This window comes from Mesorhizobium sp. M4B.F.Ca.ET.214.01.1.1 (assembly GCF_004791545.1).
Classification (GTDB): Bacteria; Pseudomonadota; Alphaproteobacteria; order Rhizobiales; family Rhizobiaceae; genus Mesorhizobium; species Mesorhizobium abyssinicae.
Window position 1 is genome coordinate 202,412 of record NZ_SRUX01000002.1, and the last position, 14,315, is coordinate 216,726.

The 14,315-nt window shown below is 65.3% G+C and carries 16 protein-coding genes and 1 pseudogene; 10 read left to right on the forward strand and 7 right to left on the reverse strand.

Annotated features, from left to right (window positions below):
- From EN857_RS04215 to EN857_RS04225, 3 genes and pseudogenes are all read right to left on the reverse strand, one after another.
- On the reverse strand, window positions 1-714 hold the full coding sequence (locus tag EN857_RS04215; protein WP_127394017.1) for an ABC transporter permease: 714 nt from the start codon (window positions 712-714) through the stop codon (window positions 1-3).
- Between the two features lie 37 nt (window positions 715-751).
- Window positions 752-1,690: pseudogene (locus EN857_RS04220) on the reverse strand (cation diffusion facilitator family transporter); the annotation flags it as partial.
- Window positions 1,691-1,779: 89 nt separating this feature from the next.
- Entirely contained in the window at window positions 1,780-2,046 is a 267-nt protein-coding gene (locus EN857_RS04225; RefSeq protein ID WP_127286125.1) for a metal-sensing transcriptional repressor, read from the reverse strand.
- Between the two features lie 113 nt (window positions 2,047-2,159).
- Here EN857_RS04225 and EN857_RS34595 point away from each other — a divergent pair, with 113 nt between their 5' ends.
- The 5 genes from EN857_RS34595 to EN857_RS04245 all read left to right on the forward strand — a co-directional run bounded on the left by EN857_RS34595 (window position 2,160) and on the right by EN857_RS04245 (window position 5,814).
- Window positions 2,160-2,306, forward strand: coding sequence for a hypothetical protein (locus EN857_RS34595; protein ID WP_189523004.1), 147 nt, complete (start codon window positions 2,160-2,162; stop codon window positions 2,304-2,306).
- A 78-nt stretch (window positions 2,307-2,384) separates the two neighbouring features.
- Window positions 2,385-2,840 carry a hypothetical protein gene (locus EN857_RS04230; RefSeq protein WP_127311823.1) on the forward strand — a complete coding sequence of 152 codons (456 nt, stop codon included), beginning with the start codon at window positions 2,385-2,387 and terminating at the stop codon, window positions 2,838-2,840.
- A gap of 104 nt (window positions 2,841-2,944) precedes the next feature.
- Window positions 2,945-3,532 (forward strand): dihydrofolate reductase family protein, encoded by a 588-nt coding sequence (locus tag EN857_RS04235; protein ID WP_128346849.1) that lies wholly within the window; start codon window positions 2,945-2,947, stop codon window positions 3,530-3,532.
- A 34-nt stretch (window positions 3,533-3,566) separates the two neighbouring features.
- Window positions 3,567-4,526: a squalene cyclase gene (locus EN857_RS04240; protein WP_135858032.1), complete on the forward strand. Its 960-nt coding sequence runs from the start codon at window positions 3,567-3,569 to the stop codon at window positions 4,524-4,526.
- 583 nt (window positions 4,527-5,109) lie between these two features.
- Window positions 5,110-5,814, forward strand: coding sequence for an SOS response-associated peptidase (locus EN857_RS04245; protein ID WP_128274502.1), 705 nt, complete (start codon window positions 5,110-5,112; stop codon window positions 5,812-5,814).
- A gap of 31 nt (window positions 5,815-5,845) precedes the next feature.
- Here the strand turns inward: EN857_RS04245 and EN857_RS04250 are convergent, their stop codons facing one another.
- Complete coding sequence (locus EN857_RS04250; protein ID WP_127393057.1) at window positions 5,846-6,166, reverse strand: hypothetical protein; 321 nt, start codon at window positions 6,164-6,166, stop codon at window positions 5,846-5,848.
- A gap of 100 nt (window positions 6,167-6,266) precedes the next feature.
- On the opposite strand from EN857_RS04250, the gene EN857_RS04255 reads away from it, so the two are divergent.
- Window positions 6,267-6,443: a hypothetical protein gene (locus tag EN857_RS04255; RefSeq protein WP_127393058.1), complete on the forward strand. Its 177-nt coding sequence runs from the start codon at window positions 6,267-6,269 to the stop codon at window positions 6,441-6,443.
- Window positions 6,440-6,649 carry a hypothetical protein gene (locus tag EN857_RS04260; RefSeq protein ID WP_127286627.1) on the forward strand — a complete coding sequence of 70 codons (210 nt, stop codon included), beginning with the start codon at window positions 6,440-6,442 and terminating at the stop codon, window positions 6,647-6,649. The genes EN857_RS04255 and EN857_RS04260 overlap by 4 nt, the downstream gene beginning before the upstream one ends.
- 58 nt (window positions 6,650-6,707) lie before the next feature.
- Here the strand turns inward: EN857_RS04260 and EN857_RS04265 are convergent, their stop codons facing one another.
- The 3 genes from EN857_RS04265 to EN857_RS04275 form a co-directional block, all read right to left on the reverse strand.
- Window positions 6,708-8,147 (reverse strand): FAD-binding oxidoreductase, encoded by a 1,440-nt coding sequence (locus EN857_RS04265; protein WP_127393059.1) that lies wholly within the window; start codon window positions 8,145-8,147, stop codon window positions 6,708-6,710.
- Window positions 8,148-8,360: 213 nt separating this feature from the next.
- Entirely contained in the window at window positions 8,361-9,293 is a 933-nt protein-coding gene (locus EN857_RS04270) for a dimethylarginine dimethylaminohydrolase family protein (RefSeq protein ID WP_127311353.1), read from the reverse strand.
- Between the two features lie 31 nt (window positions 9,294-9,324).
- Complete coding sequence (locus tag EN857_RS04275; RefSeq protein ID WP_135858034.1) at window positions 9,325-10,911, reverse strand: amidohydrolase; 1,587 nt, start codon at window positions 10,909-10,911, stop codon at window positions 9,325-9,327.
- Window positions 10,912-10,993: 82 nt separating this feature from the next.
- On the opposite strand from EN857_RS04275, the gene EN857_RS04280 reads away from it, so the two are divergent.
- The 3 genes from EN857_RS04280 (at window position 10,994) to EN857_RS04290 (ending at window position 14,297) form a co-directional block, all read left to right on the forward strand.
- Window positions 10,994-11,890: a LysR substrate-binding domain-containing protein gene (locus tag EN857_RS04280; RefSeq protein ID WP_126055475.1), complete on the forward strand. Its 897-nt coding sequence runs from the start codon at window positions 10,994-10,996 to the stop codon at window positions 11,888-11,890.
- Between the two features lie 128 nt (window positions 11,891-12,018).
- Window positions 12,019-13,113, forward strand: coding sequence for an ABC transporter ATP-binding protein (locus EN857_RS04285; protein ID WP_127311732.1), 1,095 nt, complete (start codon window positions 12,019-12,021; stop codon window positions 13,111-13,113).
- Between the two features lie 71 nt (window positions 13,114-13,184).
- Window positions 13,185-14,297: an ABC transporter substrate-binding protein gene (locus tag EN857_RS04290; protein WP_127311731.1), complete on the forward strand. Its 1,113-nt coding sequence runs from the start codon at window positions 13,185-13,187 to the stop codon at window positions 14,295-14,297.
- Window positions 14,298-14,315: the final 18 nt, after the last annotated feature.

The following is a 14,315-nucleotide window of genomic DNA, read 5'->3' on the forward strand; positions in this document are numbered from 1 at the left end:
TCAATTCGACGTAACCTGCCAGATGGCAACGCCGGCCAGAACAAGGCCGGCAACGCCCTCGATGCCGCGCGAGAGGAGGTCGAACAGGCGCGGCCGGCTGTCGAAGAGATGCACGAGCCGCTCGCGAAACAAGATCGACAGCACGGCAACGCAGGACAGCGTCAACGCAACGCCGACCATCATGGTCAACGCAAAAAGGATGCCGGCGCCGGGGACGCCGCGCGATATGGCGAAAGTCATGACGAACAGCGTAAGCGGGCACGGGATCAGGCCGGCCATGAAACCCACGACCTCCCCTTCATGCTTGTGGCTATGCCCATGGCCAAGCGCGCGCCAGACCATCCACGCGCCGATCACGCCGAGCAGCGCGCGGCTGACATCTTCGAGCAGCGGCGCCCGACCGACGCTTCCCAATGCCAGCGACACAAGCGGCAGGGAGAGCACGGCGATCAGCACCGCTATCGTCACATGCGTGACGGAAAGCGCGATCGAGGCAAGCAGACCGCGCGACACCTTCGTATCCGAGCCGGCGAGATAGGTGGCGAGCACCGCCTTGCTGTGTCCCGGCGTCAGCGCGTGGGCGGCGCCAAAGACGACGCCCATCGGCAGGAAGGAGAAGAACGCCAGCCAACCGCCGCCTGCCGCCAGAAGCTTGATCTGGTCGGCGAGCGCCAGGTAGATCGTGCGCTGGAACTCGACAAGGGTCTGAAGCATCGGGCGAGACTATAGCCGCCGGACTCGGCGAGCGTCAGTGCCGATGTCCGGCATGGTCGCCATGGTCATGGTGGTGCTGATGCGAGTGATCGTGCCGCTCGAACCGCACATTGGCCGCTGCCAGCGCCGGCATGTGCTGGAAGAGTTCGTCCTCGAGCATAGCCGCGAGCCTGTTCGCCTCGGCAAGCGGCAGGGTCTCATCGGCGGCAATGGCGATGTCGGCATGCAGCCTGTGGCCGATCCAGCGCGCCCTGGCGTCGACGAGCCGCACTCCCGGCACATGCTCGGCCGCATGGTGAATTTCATCGACGATGCCGGGCTCGACACCGTCCAGCATGCGCGTCAGCACGGCTTTGGAAGACTGCCACACAATGGCGAAGATAGCGATCGTGATCAGCAGGCCGATGATCGGATCGGCGAGTGGAAAACCCGCCCAGACGCCGATGGCGCCGAGGACAACCGCCAGGCTGGTGAAGCCGTCGGTGCGGGCGTGGTAGCCGTCGGCGATCAGCGCCGCGCTGTTGATCTCGCGGCCGACGCGGACGCGGAACACGGCGACCGCTTCGTTGCCGATGAAGCCGATGATGCCGGCGATCGCCACCGAGCCGAGGAGTTCGATCGCCCTTGGATGGATCAACCTGTCGATCGCCTCGTAGCCGGCGACGATGGCGCTGAACAGGATGATGAGCACGATGATGATGCCGGCAAGGTCCTCGACCCGGCCGAGGCCATAGGTGAAGGTCTTCGACGGCTTGCGCCTTGCCAGCATGAACGCGATCCAGAGCGGGATGGCGGTGACCGCGTCGCCGACATTGTGGATGGTGTCGGCAAGCAGCGCCACGCTGCCCGACAGAAGGACGACGACCAGCTGCAGCGCGGCCGTGATTGCCAGCACCACGAAGGACCATTTGATCGCCCAGATGCCGCGCGTCGTGGTGGCGATGGTGGGGTCGACCACGCCATGCGTATGGCCGTGAGGGCCATGACCGTCATGATGGTGGCCATGTCCGGCGTGATCGTGCGAACCGAGGCGGAACCAGTCGAGAACGCGTGCGCCAAAACCGCTCATAGATACTTCGCCAATTGCTTGAGCTCGGCGAGCGCGTCATGCGAGCCCCCCTCGGCGCTGTCGTTCAGGCAGTGCTCGATATGATCGTGGATCAGCTCGCGCTTTGCGCTGCTGATCGCGCTCTCCACGGCGTGGAGCTGCTGGGCAAGGTCGACGCAGGGGCGTTGCGCCTCGAACATCGAGAGCACCGCGGCAAGGTGGCCCTGGGCGCGTTTCAAACGCTTGACGATGGCGGGGTGTGAGGTGTGGATGCCTTCTGACATGGGGCGGGGAATATCCCCCCGGGGAGGATAGAGTCAAGCAGGCTGGAGGGCTTTCGGAGGCTGGTGCCGCCGGGGTTTGCAAAATATTAATTTGTTCAGCCGACGCTAATATGATGACCAAGAACCTCCACAACGCCACGCGGAACTCTCCGATCCAGGAGATCAGGCCTTCGCTGCTTGGCAAGGTGGCGCCGGCGCTGTTTCCGTTGGTGGTTGTGGCGCTCGGCTATTTCGTCGGACGGCAGTTCTTCGGATTTTGAGGCCGGCGCGCCAGCCTTCCATCCCACCTTCCCAGGCCCGCCCCCTGCCCTAGCTTCTCCGTGGAAGGAGAAAGCGGCATGGCGATCTATGGTCTCAGGGTGGTGAGCTTCATCTTCGCGGCGCTGGCGTTCGTACCGGCCGGCGCGCATCTGTTCTCGATGCTCAACAAGCTGAAGCTCGACGGCACGAGCTATCTCGCCGCGCAGCGCGCCTATGACGGCTGGAGCCTGTTCGGCAGTCTCGTGCTGGGCGCCCTGCTGTCGAGCGCGGCACTTGCGGTCGTGCTCTACCGCTCGGGCGGCGCCTTCGGCCTGGTGGCGCTTGCCTTCATCGCCATCGGCGCCACGCAATTCGTGTTCTGGAGCTTCACCTTTCCGGCAAACCGGGCGACCCGCAACTGGACCATGCTGCCCGACAATTGGGAGATGCTCAGGCGGCAATGGGAATATTCGCACGCGGCCGCCGCCTGCCTCAACGCGCTGGCGCTGCTGTTGCTGTTCCTCGCGGCGCTGCGCCGCGACGCGGGGGTTTGACGGGCTCCGCCCGCGCCGCGAAGCCAAATTCCATCAGTCAGTGGTAAAACTGATTGCAATATGCAATTGGTCATGCATGCTGGCGAAGCGGAACGGAGACGCCGATGGCCAGGATCGTCTATTCCATGCTGACGTCGCTGGATGGCTGCATAGAAGGGCCGGACGGAAATATCGGCTTGCCGGTGCCGGAAGGCGAGCTGCACCGGCATTTCAACGACGAGATGAGACGTACTTCGACCGTTCTCTGCGGCCGCAGGATGTATGACGCGATGCGCTTCTGGGACAGTCCGGAGCGAGAGACCGCCGACGACGAGGTCGAGCGCGACTTTGCCCACGCCTGGCGGGAGACGCCGAAAATCGTGTTCTCGACGACGCTCGGCGAAGTCGGCCTCAACGCCCGGCTGATGCGCGGCGACGCCGAGGCCGTTGCAAGGTCGCTCAAGGCGGAGACGGGCGGCGAAATCAGCGTCGGCGGCGCCGATCTTGCCGCTCATCTGGCGCGCGCTGGCCTGATCGACGAATACCGGCTCTACATGCATCCGGTCGTGCTTGGCGGCGGCAAGCCGTACTTCCAGGTCGGGCTGTCGCTGGGGCTGGAGCCGCTCGGGACGGAAAGCCTGTCCCAGGGCGTGACGCTGCTGCGCTACGCGCCCATCAACCTCGCACCGGGCAAGGGAAGCGGCTACAAGTGAATCATCGATCTCCCGCCGACAGGCTCGCTCGCTCATGACTGACCCAGTCATCGAATGGCTCCTCGCTTCCGATCCGTCGATCCGCTGGCAGGTGATGCGCGACCTGCAGGACGCGCCGGAGCCGGTATGGATGGCGGAACGCGCCAAGGTGGAGAGCGAGGGCTGGGGCGCCCGGCTGCTTGCCTGCCAGGATGAGGACGGGCAATGGGCTGGCGGCGCCTTTGTGCCTGCCGGCTTCACCCCCGAAGAGTGGCGCGAGCACGGCCAGCCGTGGACGGCGACGTGCTTTTCGCTGTCGCAGTTGCGCGAGTTCGGCCTCGATCCCGCCTCGGACCGGGCCAGGCGCGCCGTCGATCTGGTCGGCGCCAATTCACGCTGGGACGAAGGCGGCCAGCCCTATTGGCAGGGCGAGGTCGAGGAGTGCATCAACGGCCGTACCGTTGCCGACGGCGCCTATTTCGGCGTCGACGTCTCCGCCATCGTCGAGAGGCTGGTCGGCGAGCGCCTCGACGACGGCGGCTGGAACTGCGAGCGGGCGAACGGCTCGCTCCGCTCCTCCTTCGCCAGCACGATCAATGTGCTGGAGGGCCTTCTGGAATTCGAGCGCGTCACGGGCGGCACGGACCAGTCGCGGCAGGCGCGACGGTCGGGCGAGGAATTCCTGCTCGAGCGCAAGCTGTTTCGCCGCCTCGCCACGGGCGAGCCGGCCGACGAACGGTTCCTGCGCTTCCTGCACCCGAACCGCTGGCGCTACGACATCTTGCGCGCGCTCGACCATTTCCGCTCCGCCGCGATACATGCCGGCACCGATCCCGATCCGCGGCTTGGCGAGGCCATCGGCCACCTTCGTTCGAGACGCCTGGACGACGGCACATGGCCCCTCGACTGGAGCCTGCCGGGGCGGGTGTGGTTCGAGGTCGACGAGGGCGAAGGCCAGCCCTCGCGGTGGGTAACGCTCAGGGCGATGCGGGTGCTGAAATGGTGGGAGCAGTAGCGCGGGTGGAAAGCGCCGCCAGCCTGCGCTTGCGGACCGGGGCGCCGGTACACGTTGGTCCTAGGCCCTAGGTCGCTATTGCCCAAGTATTAGCATGAGCGCATGTTCAAGCAGCCGGCGAGGTCGCAGAAGCCGGTCAGGCCCGGCGGCCAACCCATACATCACCCCCCCTCGGCGGCCGGGCCACCTAACTTCCCGAAAGTGATATGAGGTACGATCCAGGTCGCGGGAGAGTTGCGGCGGCGGAGGGATTGGCGGCGCAAATCTTCTGGCGCCGGGGGGCCAGCCGGGGGCGCGAAAGATCGATGCGGAGGCAACAAGTGCCTCAGCGCTTCGTCGAAGCAAAAGCCTTTGGCTCAGGGAGCCTTGGAAACGGTGGTCGCGGCGAGCGCCCCGAGCTTGCCCGCCTTGAGCAGTACCGGCCTGGCGTAGGTCTTCTTCACGGAATCTCTCCTTCAGCAGATGCCAAACTTTCTGCTGCTTCGCCGCTTCTGTCAACGCGGCGGGGTTTGCACGGCCGGCTCTGGCGCTTTGCCGAGAAATGCGCGAACAATTCCCTCCCTGTGAGACGGCTGGCTGCATCATGTGCAACCTCTACAACATCACCACCAGCCAGGAGGCGATCCGCCAGTGGACGCGCGCCCTGCGCGACGCCATCGGCAACCTTGAACCCTCGATCGACATCTATCCCAACCAGTTCGCCCCGGTGGTGCGCAACGCGGCGGACGGGGCGCGCGAACTTGCCAATCTGCGCTGGGGCATGCCGACGCCACCGGAGCGCATGCGCGGCAATGCGGACCCCGGCACCACCAACATCCGCAACCCGCAATACGCCCACTGGATGCCTTACCTCGGCGTCGAGAACCGATGCGTGGTGCCGGTGACGAGTTTCGCCGAGCCCTCGCCCCAGCCTGGCGACAAGGACCCCGAGACCGGGGTGCAGAAGAACTTCTGGTTTGCGCGCGGCGAGGAACGCCCGCTGTTCTTCTTCGCCGGCCTGTGGACGCCTTGGCACGGCGTGCGCAAGGTCAAGGAAGGTCCGGGCGACCATCAGCTCTACGGCTTCCTGACCACCAAGCCGAATGCGCTGATCGCGCCGATCCACGAGAAGGCGATGCCGGTGATCCTGACCACGCCGGAGGAGACCGAGACGTGGCTGACCGCGCCATGGCCGGAAGCGCGGAAGCTGCAGCGCCCGGCGCCGGACGACGCGCTGGTGATCGTCGACAAGCCGGCGACGCAGATCAAGTTTCCGGCGGAGCCACCGGCGCAGGGATCGTTGTTCTAAAAACCAAAGCTGGCAATGGCCGCCCGCCTTCTTATTGCTCATCCCGCCACACGACACGCCGCACCGTCCTTATTTCGGCAAGTCGCCTCACCCGGATGCCCTGCCTTTCCAGGGCCGACGGGCTTTGCGTCTCGGCATGCATGAATTCGTTCTTGCCGCAGCGCTCGCAGCGCATCTTGCTGCCCACGAGGCCAGGTTCAATGTCGCCGAAAATCGTCATGAGGTCGTCGGGCTGATACCAGCGCTTGACGTTGCACAACCCGCAGCGGACGAGCACGAGCTGCCCAATCTCATGGGCGTTGCTGAGCCGCCGTCCGCCGCCGCGCTTTCGTCTTCCGTCAGTATCAGGCATGCCTAATAATAGGAACGCATTCCTCTTCCGGTCAATTCGCCCTTGACAATTTTGTACCCTTTTTGTTCACTTCGCACACGATATACGAGGAGGTGTCGGGATGGACCGGATCGTGAGGCTGGACAGCCGCCAGGAAGCGGCGCTTCAGGCCGTAGCCCACAAGTTCATTGCGCTCCACAAGGGCGATGCGGTGAAGGCGCTGAAGGAGATGATCGTACTCAATGGGCATCTACAGGAGCGCCTCGATGGGCTGCAGGTTTCAAGGAGGCGGCAATGAGCATCTTGCATCTCGACGCCGAAGCGCAGGCTGAATTGCAGGCCGAGGCCGAGAAGCTGATCGCCCGCTACGCGAGCCCGCTAGAGACGGTGAAAGCGCTGATGGCCTACAATTGCGAATTGGAGACACAAATCCTCGCGCTCGCTCACCGCCACCCGGAACTGGTGACGGTGAGCTATGATGATACACCGGCGGTGATCGGCTAAGCCCCGTTGGCGCGACGACGCGGTTGCGCGCGCCGTCGCGTCGGCGGATGCCTGGCCGTCATGCCGCCCGCAGACCCTCCTTCGGACGCAGGTTCTGGTTCATGCGGAACAGGTTCTGCGGGTCGTAGCGCTGCTTGATCTCCAGCAGCCGGCGATAGTTGCCGCCATAGGCAGCTTCGACCCGGTCGATCTCGTCCTCCGGCATGAAGTTCACATAGGCCGTACCGACGGCATAGGGCCTTGTCGCCTCGTAGACACCGCGGGCCCAGTCGATGCAGGCCTTGTCCATTGCCGGTTCGCGCCAGCGGGCGTGGACGTTCATGACGAAATGCGAGCTGCGCTGCGGGAACGCCGTGGCGTCCGCCGCCACACGACCGGCCGCGCCACCGATATGGGCGAAGAACACCTCGCATTCGGGGCCTGGCAGCTTGGCTATCGCCGCCGTGGTGATCTCGATCGCGCTGTCGGAAAGCTCGGTGAAGTCATGGCTCTTCCAGTAATTGCGGGCGCCGGGCGCAAGCAGCGGGTCGAAGGCCTGCTGCCAGCCGGTGAGCGGATTGGGCCCGACGACATCGGCGATCGGCGAGCCGATGGCGCGCAGCTTCCGCGTCGCCTTTTCGCCGGCCTCGATGTCGCCGCAATAGCACATGGCCAGCACCAGCACCTCCTTGCCGTGCCATTCGGCCGGCAGGAAGGGCAGCGGCGGCGCCTGCCGCATGACGACCCAGCAGGTCAGTTCGTCGGGCGCGGTCTCCAGTGCCTCGCGATATTCGCGCAGCACTTTCTGGGCATCGGCGAAGGGATGGACGACGAGGCCCGACAGCACTTGCGGTCCGAATTGGTGAAGTTGGAACTCGAACGCCGTGACGATGCCGAAATTGCCGCCGCCGCCGCGCAGCGCCCAGAACAGCTCGGGATTTTCGCTCTGGCTGGCGCGCAGCAGCTTGCCGTCGGCGGTGACCACATCGGCGGAGACGAGATTGTCGATGGTCAGCCCGAATTTGCGGGTGGTCCAGCCAAAGCCGCCGCCCAGCGTCAGGCCGGCAATGCCTGTGGTCGAGTTGATGCCGACCGGCACCGTCAGTCCGAAGGCCTGTGTTTCCCTGTCGACATCGACGAGCGTGGCACCCGGCCCAACCCAGGCGCGGCGCGCCGCGACGTCGACTCGCACCGACTTCATCAGCGACAGATCGATCATCAGACCACCGTCGCAGACGGCGCTGCCGGCGATGTTGTGGCCGCCGCCACGCACGGAGACGAGGAGCTTGTTCTCGCGGGCGAAGTTCACGGCGGCAACGACATCGGAGGCGCCGACGCAGCACACGATCAGCGCCGGCCGCCGGTCGATCATGCTGTTCCAGATGCCGCGGGCGTCCTCGTAGGCGTCGTCGCCGTCCCGCAGCACCGTGCCGCGTATCCGTGCAGAAAGGGCTTCGAGGGCCGCAGCGTCGACGGTCGCCTTAGCGCCGTCAAGGGTGGTGAAGCTCATGGCATTCATGCTTTCCTCCCGATCTTGTTGGTGAGCCCCCCAGAATTTTAGTGTGCGCTTATGTTGGATTTCTCGCAAGTTTTCGTCGGCAACGAGCTTGCGCGGCAGAGCAATAATTCGAGCTAGATGAAGCCGGATAGCTCACGACCCGGCGACGCATCCCCTGTCCCACAGAACAAAGGATGCCAGGATTGAGCCAGCCGGCTCCTGTGACGCCGCCTCTTACGCTTTCTCGCGCTTCAGCGCCTGCGCCATGCAGTGGATGCCGCCGCCAGTCTTGGAGATCTCGCTCATGTCGATCGCCGCGACCTCGAAGCCGCGCGCCCTCAACTGGCCGATCAGCGTCTGGCTCGACGTCGGCGCGATCACCCTGTCCTTGCCGAGCGACATGAAGTTGCAGCCGAGCGCCATCGTGTCCTGGAAGGGCACGTCGATGATCTCGTGGCCCTTGCCCTTCAGCCAATCGACGATGCCGGGTTCGGTGCAGGCGAGGCACACCGCGGTGAGCTTTTCGGCGATCGGCACGACCATCAGGTCGATGTGGACATAGTACTCGTCGATGAAGGCAATGCGCGTCTCCCAGCCCTCCTTATCGAACCAGGCTTGCACCTGGCGCGCGCCCTCCTCCTGGGTGCGGGCGCCGCCGCAGCCGATCAGCACCACGCCGTCCTCGATGACGTTGAAGTCGCCGCCTTCGAAAGTGCCGGCGGTGACCATGTCGTAGATAGGGATGCCGAGCTTTTCATAGGTGCGGATCGCGGCGTAGTTCTCGCCGCGCCGCCACCAGTTGGCCATGGCGGTGATGAAGGCGCCGTAGGGAGTCATGACGCTGGAGTCGCGCGAATAGACCTGCATCGGCAGTTCCGGCGTCGGCTCGTGCCAGTGGATGTTGACGCCGAAATGCTCGTAGGCGGCGACCAGGTCCTTGTGCTGCGCCTGCGCGATCTGGACGTTGCAGGGCGCCTCGCGCAGATGTTTTCTGGACAGCGAGCTGGTCGACAGATGGCGCAGGAAGTTCGGCGAGCCGAGCAAGACGTCGGTCAGCACATCGGTCTCGTTGGCGAAGCCCCAGGCGGTCAGCGGCTTGGTGCCGCCGTTGGGGTTGCGGCGCTGCAGCGAGAACGGCTCGGCGACGATGCGGTCATGGACGGTCATGGTTGTTCTCCTCGAGGTGGTCTGCTTGAGATCATTGGCTGCTTGGTATCCACCAGTCGCGCCCACGCGCGGTGGTGACATATTCCGGCCAGCGGAAATTGATCGGCGGCTCGTAGTCGCAGAGCGGCGCGATCCAATTCGCGCCGCCGATGCCACCGTCGGTGCGGGCAACGAACTCGTCCATGGCGGCATCGCGCGCGGCCTTGTCCTCGAGCAGGCGCAGCGCCGTCAGCGCGACGGTCTTGGAAGCACAGGTCACCATCGGGTCGATCGTCGCGGCAATGCCGCCCAGCGCGTTCATCACCCAGCCTGGCCAGGCATGGCCGATTGCCGAGCGCAGCGCCGGGCGCGCGACATAGAAACGCGCCGTCGGCGTATGCCAGCTCATGTCGGTGTAATCGTCGGAGGTCGAGTTGACCTGCGAAGGCGGCAGATCGCGACGCAGGATCGCCTCGGCCTCCCGTGGCGAAATCAGCCGCTCCAGCTCGTCGATGAAAGGGTTTTCGGTCGCGACGCCGCCGGCATTGACCTGGATTTCCCGAGCGACGGCTCTCGCTTCTTCGTCCCAGCGCGGCGGACCGACCGTCGAAAGCGCCGCGTAGGTGATCTCGGCTATGGCATGGTTGGCGAGGCCTGGCCGCGACTTCGACACCCAATGGCGCTCGTGGCGACAGCCGCTCATCGTCGCCGCCGCTTCCGCGTTGCGGTCGAATACGGCGGTGACCTGCTCGGCCATGGCAATGGTCGGCACGCGGATCATGTACTGGATCTCGGCCAGTCCGGCCGGCAGATTGTCGGCGGTCGCCTGGCCGGCCGTCAGGATCGCCTCGCTGATCGACCAGCCGCCCTGGTGCGGCAGCATGGAATCACGCAGCGCCTTGGAAGCCATGTACATCAGCATCAGCGCGTCGTTGGCGCCCGGCGCCCTCACCGCCGAATGCGCCTGCGGGATGGGAGCGCCATCGCCTGCGCGAACCCAATTTTCCGGCTCGTCGCAGATGAAGCGATAGATCATCGCGTAGGCGGCGCCGCAATGGGTGTCCCAGCGCGCGGTGTTGCAGAGCGGCAGCATGTAGAAAGGATGGAAGGAGATCATGCCGGCAAGGCCGTCATAGTAGCCCTTGGCGGCATGGATCGGCTTCGAGCCCCTCACCTTCTCGGCCGGCTCGCCGGTGAAGCGCAAAGTGCCTGGAATGCCGTGGCGTTGCATCGCCGCCTTGGTGGCGAGCAGGCCGCCTAGGCTGGCGATGCCGAGCCCCGAATGCGGATCGGTGTGGCCGCCGGCCTCGACACCGAGGCCTGGGCGCGGTCGCTTCACCGGCTCCGCATCCTGGCAGTTGCCGGGCACGGCGTCGTACTCGGCATACATGCCGACGGTTGGGCCGGCGCCGTTGGTCCAGTGGGCGCAAAAGGCGGTCGGCATGCCGCCCGAGCCTTCCTCGACCGAAAAGCCTTCGCGCTTCAGGCGTTCGACATACCAGGCGGCCGACTGGTACTCGCGCCAGGCGGTCTCGCCGAAGTCGAAGATGGTGCGCGTCCATGCCGACAGTGACGGCTGGATGTCGTCGAGGCAGGCAAGCGCGGTCGCTTGCGCCGATGTCGTCGCCGGTTGCTCCATGGTGAGAAGAAAGCAGTGAAGCGGCTTTTCAAAAAGTGATATGTTTTCCCGGCTCGTGCAAATTCGGTTCACCTGAGGTCCCTTGCGCATACCTTCCACACAAGCCCTGCGTGCCCTCGACAGCTTCGCCCGTCACGGCAGCGTGTGGCGCGCCGCCGACGAACTGCACCTCACCCGCAGCGCCGTCTCGCACCAGCTCCGCCTGCTCGAACGCGACCTCGGCTTCGACCTTTTGGAGCGCATCGGCAAGGGAGTGGCGCTCACTCCGCGCGGCCAGCGCTACGCCAGCGACGTGCGCAAGGCGCTGACCGTTCTCGGCGACGCTGTGGGGCGCAACGCCGGCACCGGCGTCGGCGGCTCGTTCGCCGTCTCCTGCACGCCGGGCTTCGCCTCGCTGTTCCTCTGCACCCATATCGGCGAGTTCCGGCAGATGTACCCGGATGTCGCGCTGCACATCCTGACGCCGAGGCGGCTCGACGACGTCAGCAATCCCGACGCCGATGCCTTCATCGCCTTCGGTGTCGGCAACTGGCCGAACCGCGCGGCCGAGCTCCTGTGCGAGATCTCGTTCACGCCGCTCTGCAGCCCGACGCTGCTCAACAAGGTCGGCGGTTTTTCCAAGCCCGCCGACGTGCTGCGCGCCAACCTCCTGCATCTCGGCGATACCGAGGACTGGGCGCGCTGGCTGGCGCTGTCCAAGGTGGAGAACCCCGACACCGAAGGCGGCATCTTCTTTTCCGACATGAACCTCGTCTTCTCGGCGGCGATCGCCGGCCAGGGCATAGCCATGGGTGACGAATTGACCAGCCGCAAGGCGCTGAACGAGGGCCGGCTGGTGCGCCCTTTCGACATCGCGATCAAATCGCCGCGGTCGTATTTCCTGGTGTCGGAGCACGCCAAGGCCAACCATCCGGTGCTGCAGGCGTTCGGCGGATGGCTGCGATCGAAGCTGTCGGAGAACCGGGTCGGGCCGTATTGAGGCGGAGCGCCATTTCCGCCTAGTCGGCCCAGACGTGAATCAAATTTGCCGATCAGACGAAAACTATTCGATTGCGGTGAACGCGCGCCGTGCCTACGATTTCAACCGAGACTGAGGAAGAGGCAGGAATGCAGCAACCCGGCCGGGCAGCAGAAATCAAGGCGAACGGGATCGGCAAGAGCTTCGGCTCGTTCCGGGCGCTGGACAATCTGACGCTCGATATCGGCCGCGGCGAGTTCCTGACCCTGCTCGGGCCGTCGGGCTCCGGCAAGACCACCTTCCTGATGATCCTCGCCGGCTTCGTGCAGCCGAGCGAGGGCCGCCTGTTCAGCGACGGTGTCGACATCACTCAACGGCCGGCCGAGCAGCGCGCCGCCGGCATGGTGTTCCAGGGCTATGCGCTGTTCCCGCATATGAGCGTCGAACAGAACATCGCCTTCCCGCTCAAGGTGCGCAAGAAAACGGCCACCGAGATAAGGCAGCGCGTCGGCGAGATGGTCGAGCGCGTCGGGCTGAAGGGCCACGAGAAGAAATTGCCGGCGCAGCTTTCCGGCGGCCAGCAGCAGCGCGTGGCGCTCGCCCGCGCACTGGTGTTCGAGCCGGGCGTGCTCCTGCTCGACGAGCCGTTCTCGGCGCTGGACAAGAGCCTGCGCGGCCAGATGCAGGCCGAGATGAAGCGGCTGCACCAGGAGACCGGCACCACCTTCGTCTTCGTCACCCACGACCAGAGCGAGGCGCTGGCGCTGTCGTCGCGCGTCGCCATTTTCAACCATGGCAAGCTGTTGCAGGTCGGCGCGCCGGATGAGGTCTATGACCGGCCCGCAAACCGCTTCGTCGCCGAGTTCCTGGGCGAGATCAACATGCTGCCGGTGAAGGGCGTCAAGCCCGCCGACAATGGCGCCATCGGCCTGTGCGAAGACCGCGCGGTCAACATGCGCTGCAAGGCCGAGACGGTCAAAGGCGACGCCTTGCTGGCGATCCGACCGGAGCACATGTCGATCGCGCGCGAGGCGGCGGTGGGCGAGAACGGCATCGCGGCGACCGCGATCGCCTCCACCTATCTGGGCGCTGCGACCAGGCTTGATCTTACGACGCGCCAAGGTTCGAAAGTGACGGTGTCGGTGCCGAACGAGGTGGCCGCGGCGGCGCTAAGCAAGGGCAATTCCGTCTGGCTGACCTGGCCGGCCGAAAAAGGTTTCCTCCTTCCGGACGGAGGACAATGACCGCTGCTGCGGCCTGACCTCGCCGCACCGGCTTTCCGGATCAGATCAACGACAAAACAAGGGGAACTGACATGACCGATACCAAGAAACACGCCATCGAATCCCTTGCCGCCAGGGCAAGGAGCGGCGAGATCTCGCGCCGCCAGTTCGCGCAGCTCGCCGGCCTCGTGCTGGCCGGCACGCCGCTGCTCATGCGCTCGACCGGCGCCTTCGCCGCGGCGAAGGAACTGGTGCTGGTGAACTGGGGCGGCGACGCCATCACCGCCTATGACGCCGCCTATGGCCAGGCCTTCACCAAGGACACCGGCATCACCGTCAAGATGGACGGCTCGGGCCCGACCGAAGGCGCGATCGCGGCGCAGTTCAAGAGCGGCGCGCCGACCTGGGACCTCGTCGACGTCGATCCGTTCTCGGCGATCACGCTGGGCGCGCAAGGCATGCTGGAGCCGATCGACTACGCGGTCGTCGACAAGAAGAAGATGCGCGAGGGCTTCGGCTGGGAATACGCCGCCTCGACCTATTTCTTCTCCTATGTGATCGCCTACGATTCGGAGAAATACGGCAGCGAGGCGCCGACCGGCATGGCCGATTTCTTCGACGTGAAGAAATTCCCCGGCAAGCGCTCGCTCTACAAATGGGGCGTGTCGAGCTGGGAGGCAGCGCTTCTCGCCGACGGCATCGCACCCGCCTCGCTCTACCCGCTCGATTTGAAGCGTGCGCATGACAAGATCGCCGCCTTCAAGGAGAATGTCGTCGCCTATTGGGGTGGCGGCGCCGAAAGCCAGAGCGTGCTGCTCAACGGCGAGGCCTCGATGGCGATCGTGTGGTCGACGCGCGCCTCGCTAATCGAGCAGGACTCCGGTGGCAAGATCAAATTCATCTGGGACCAGGGCCTGATCTCGCCCGGCGCGCTGGCCGTGCTCAAGAACAACCCCGGCGGCAAGGACGCGGCGATGAAGTTCATCGCCAGCGCGCAGGATCCGCAAAAGCAGTTGGTCATGTTCGACAAGCTCGGACAGGGCCCGGCCAATCCGGCCGCCGACGCGCTGATCCCCGCCGACAAGAAGCGCATCAACCCGGTCGATCCCGAGAACATGAAGAAGCAGATCGCGCTCGATATGGAGTGGTACGCCAAGAATTACGGGCCGGCGCTCGACGAATACACCAAGATCATCTCCGCCTGAGCGGGCGCGGATTTTCTG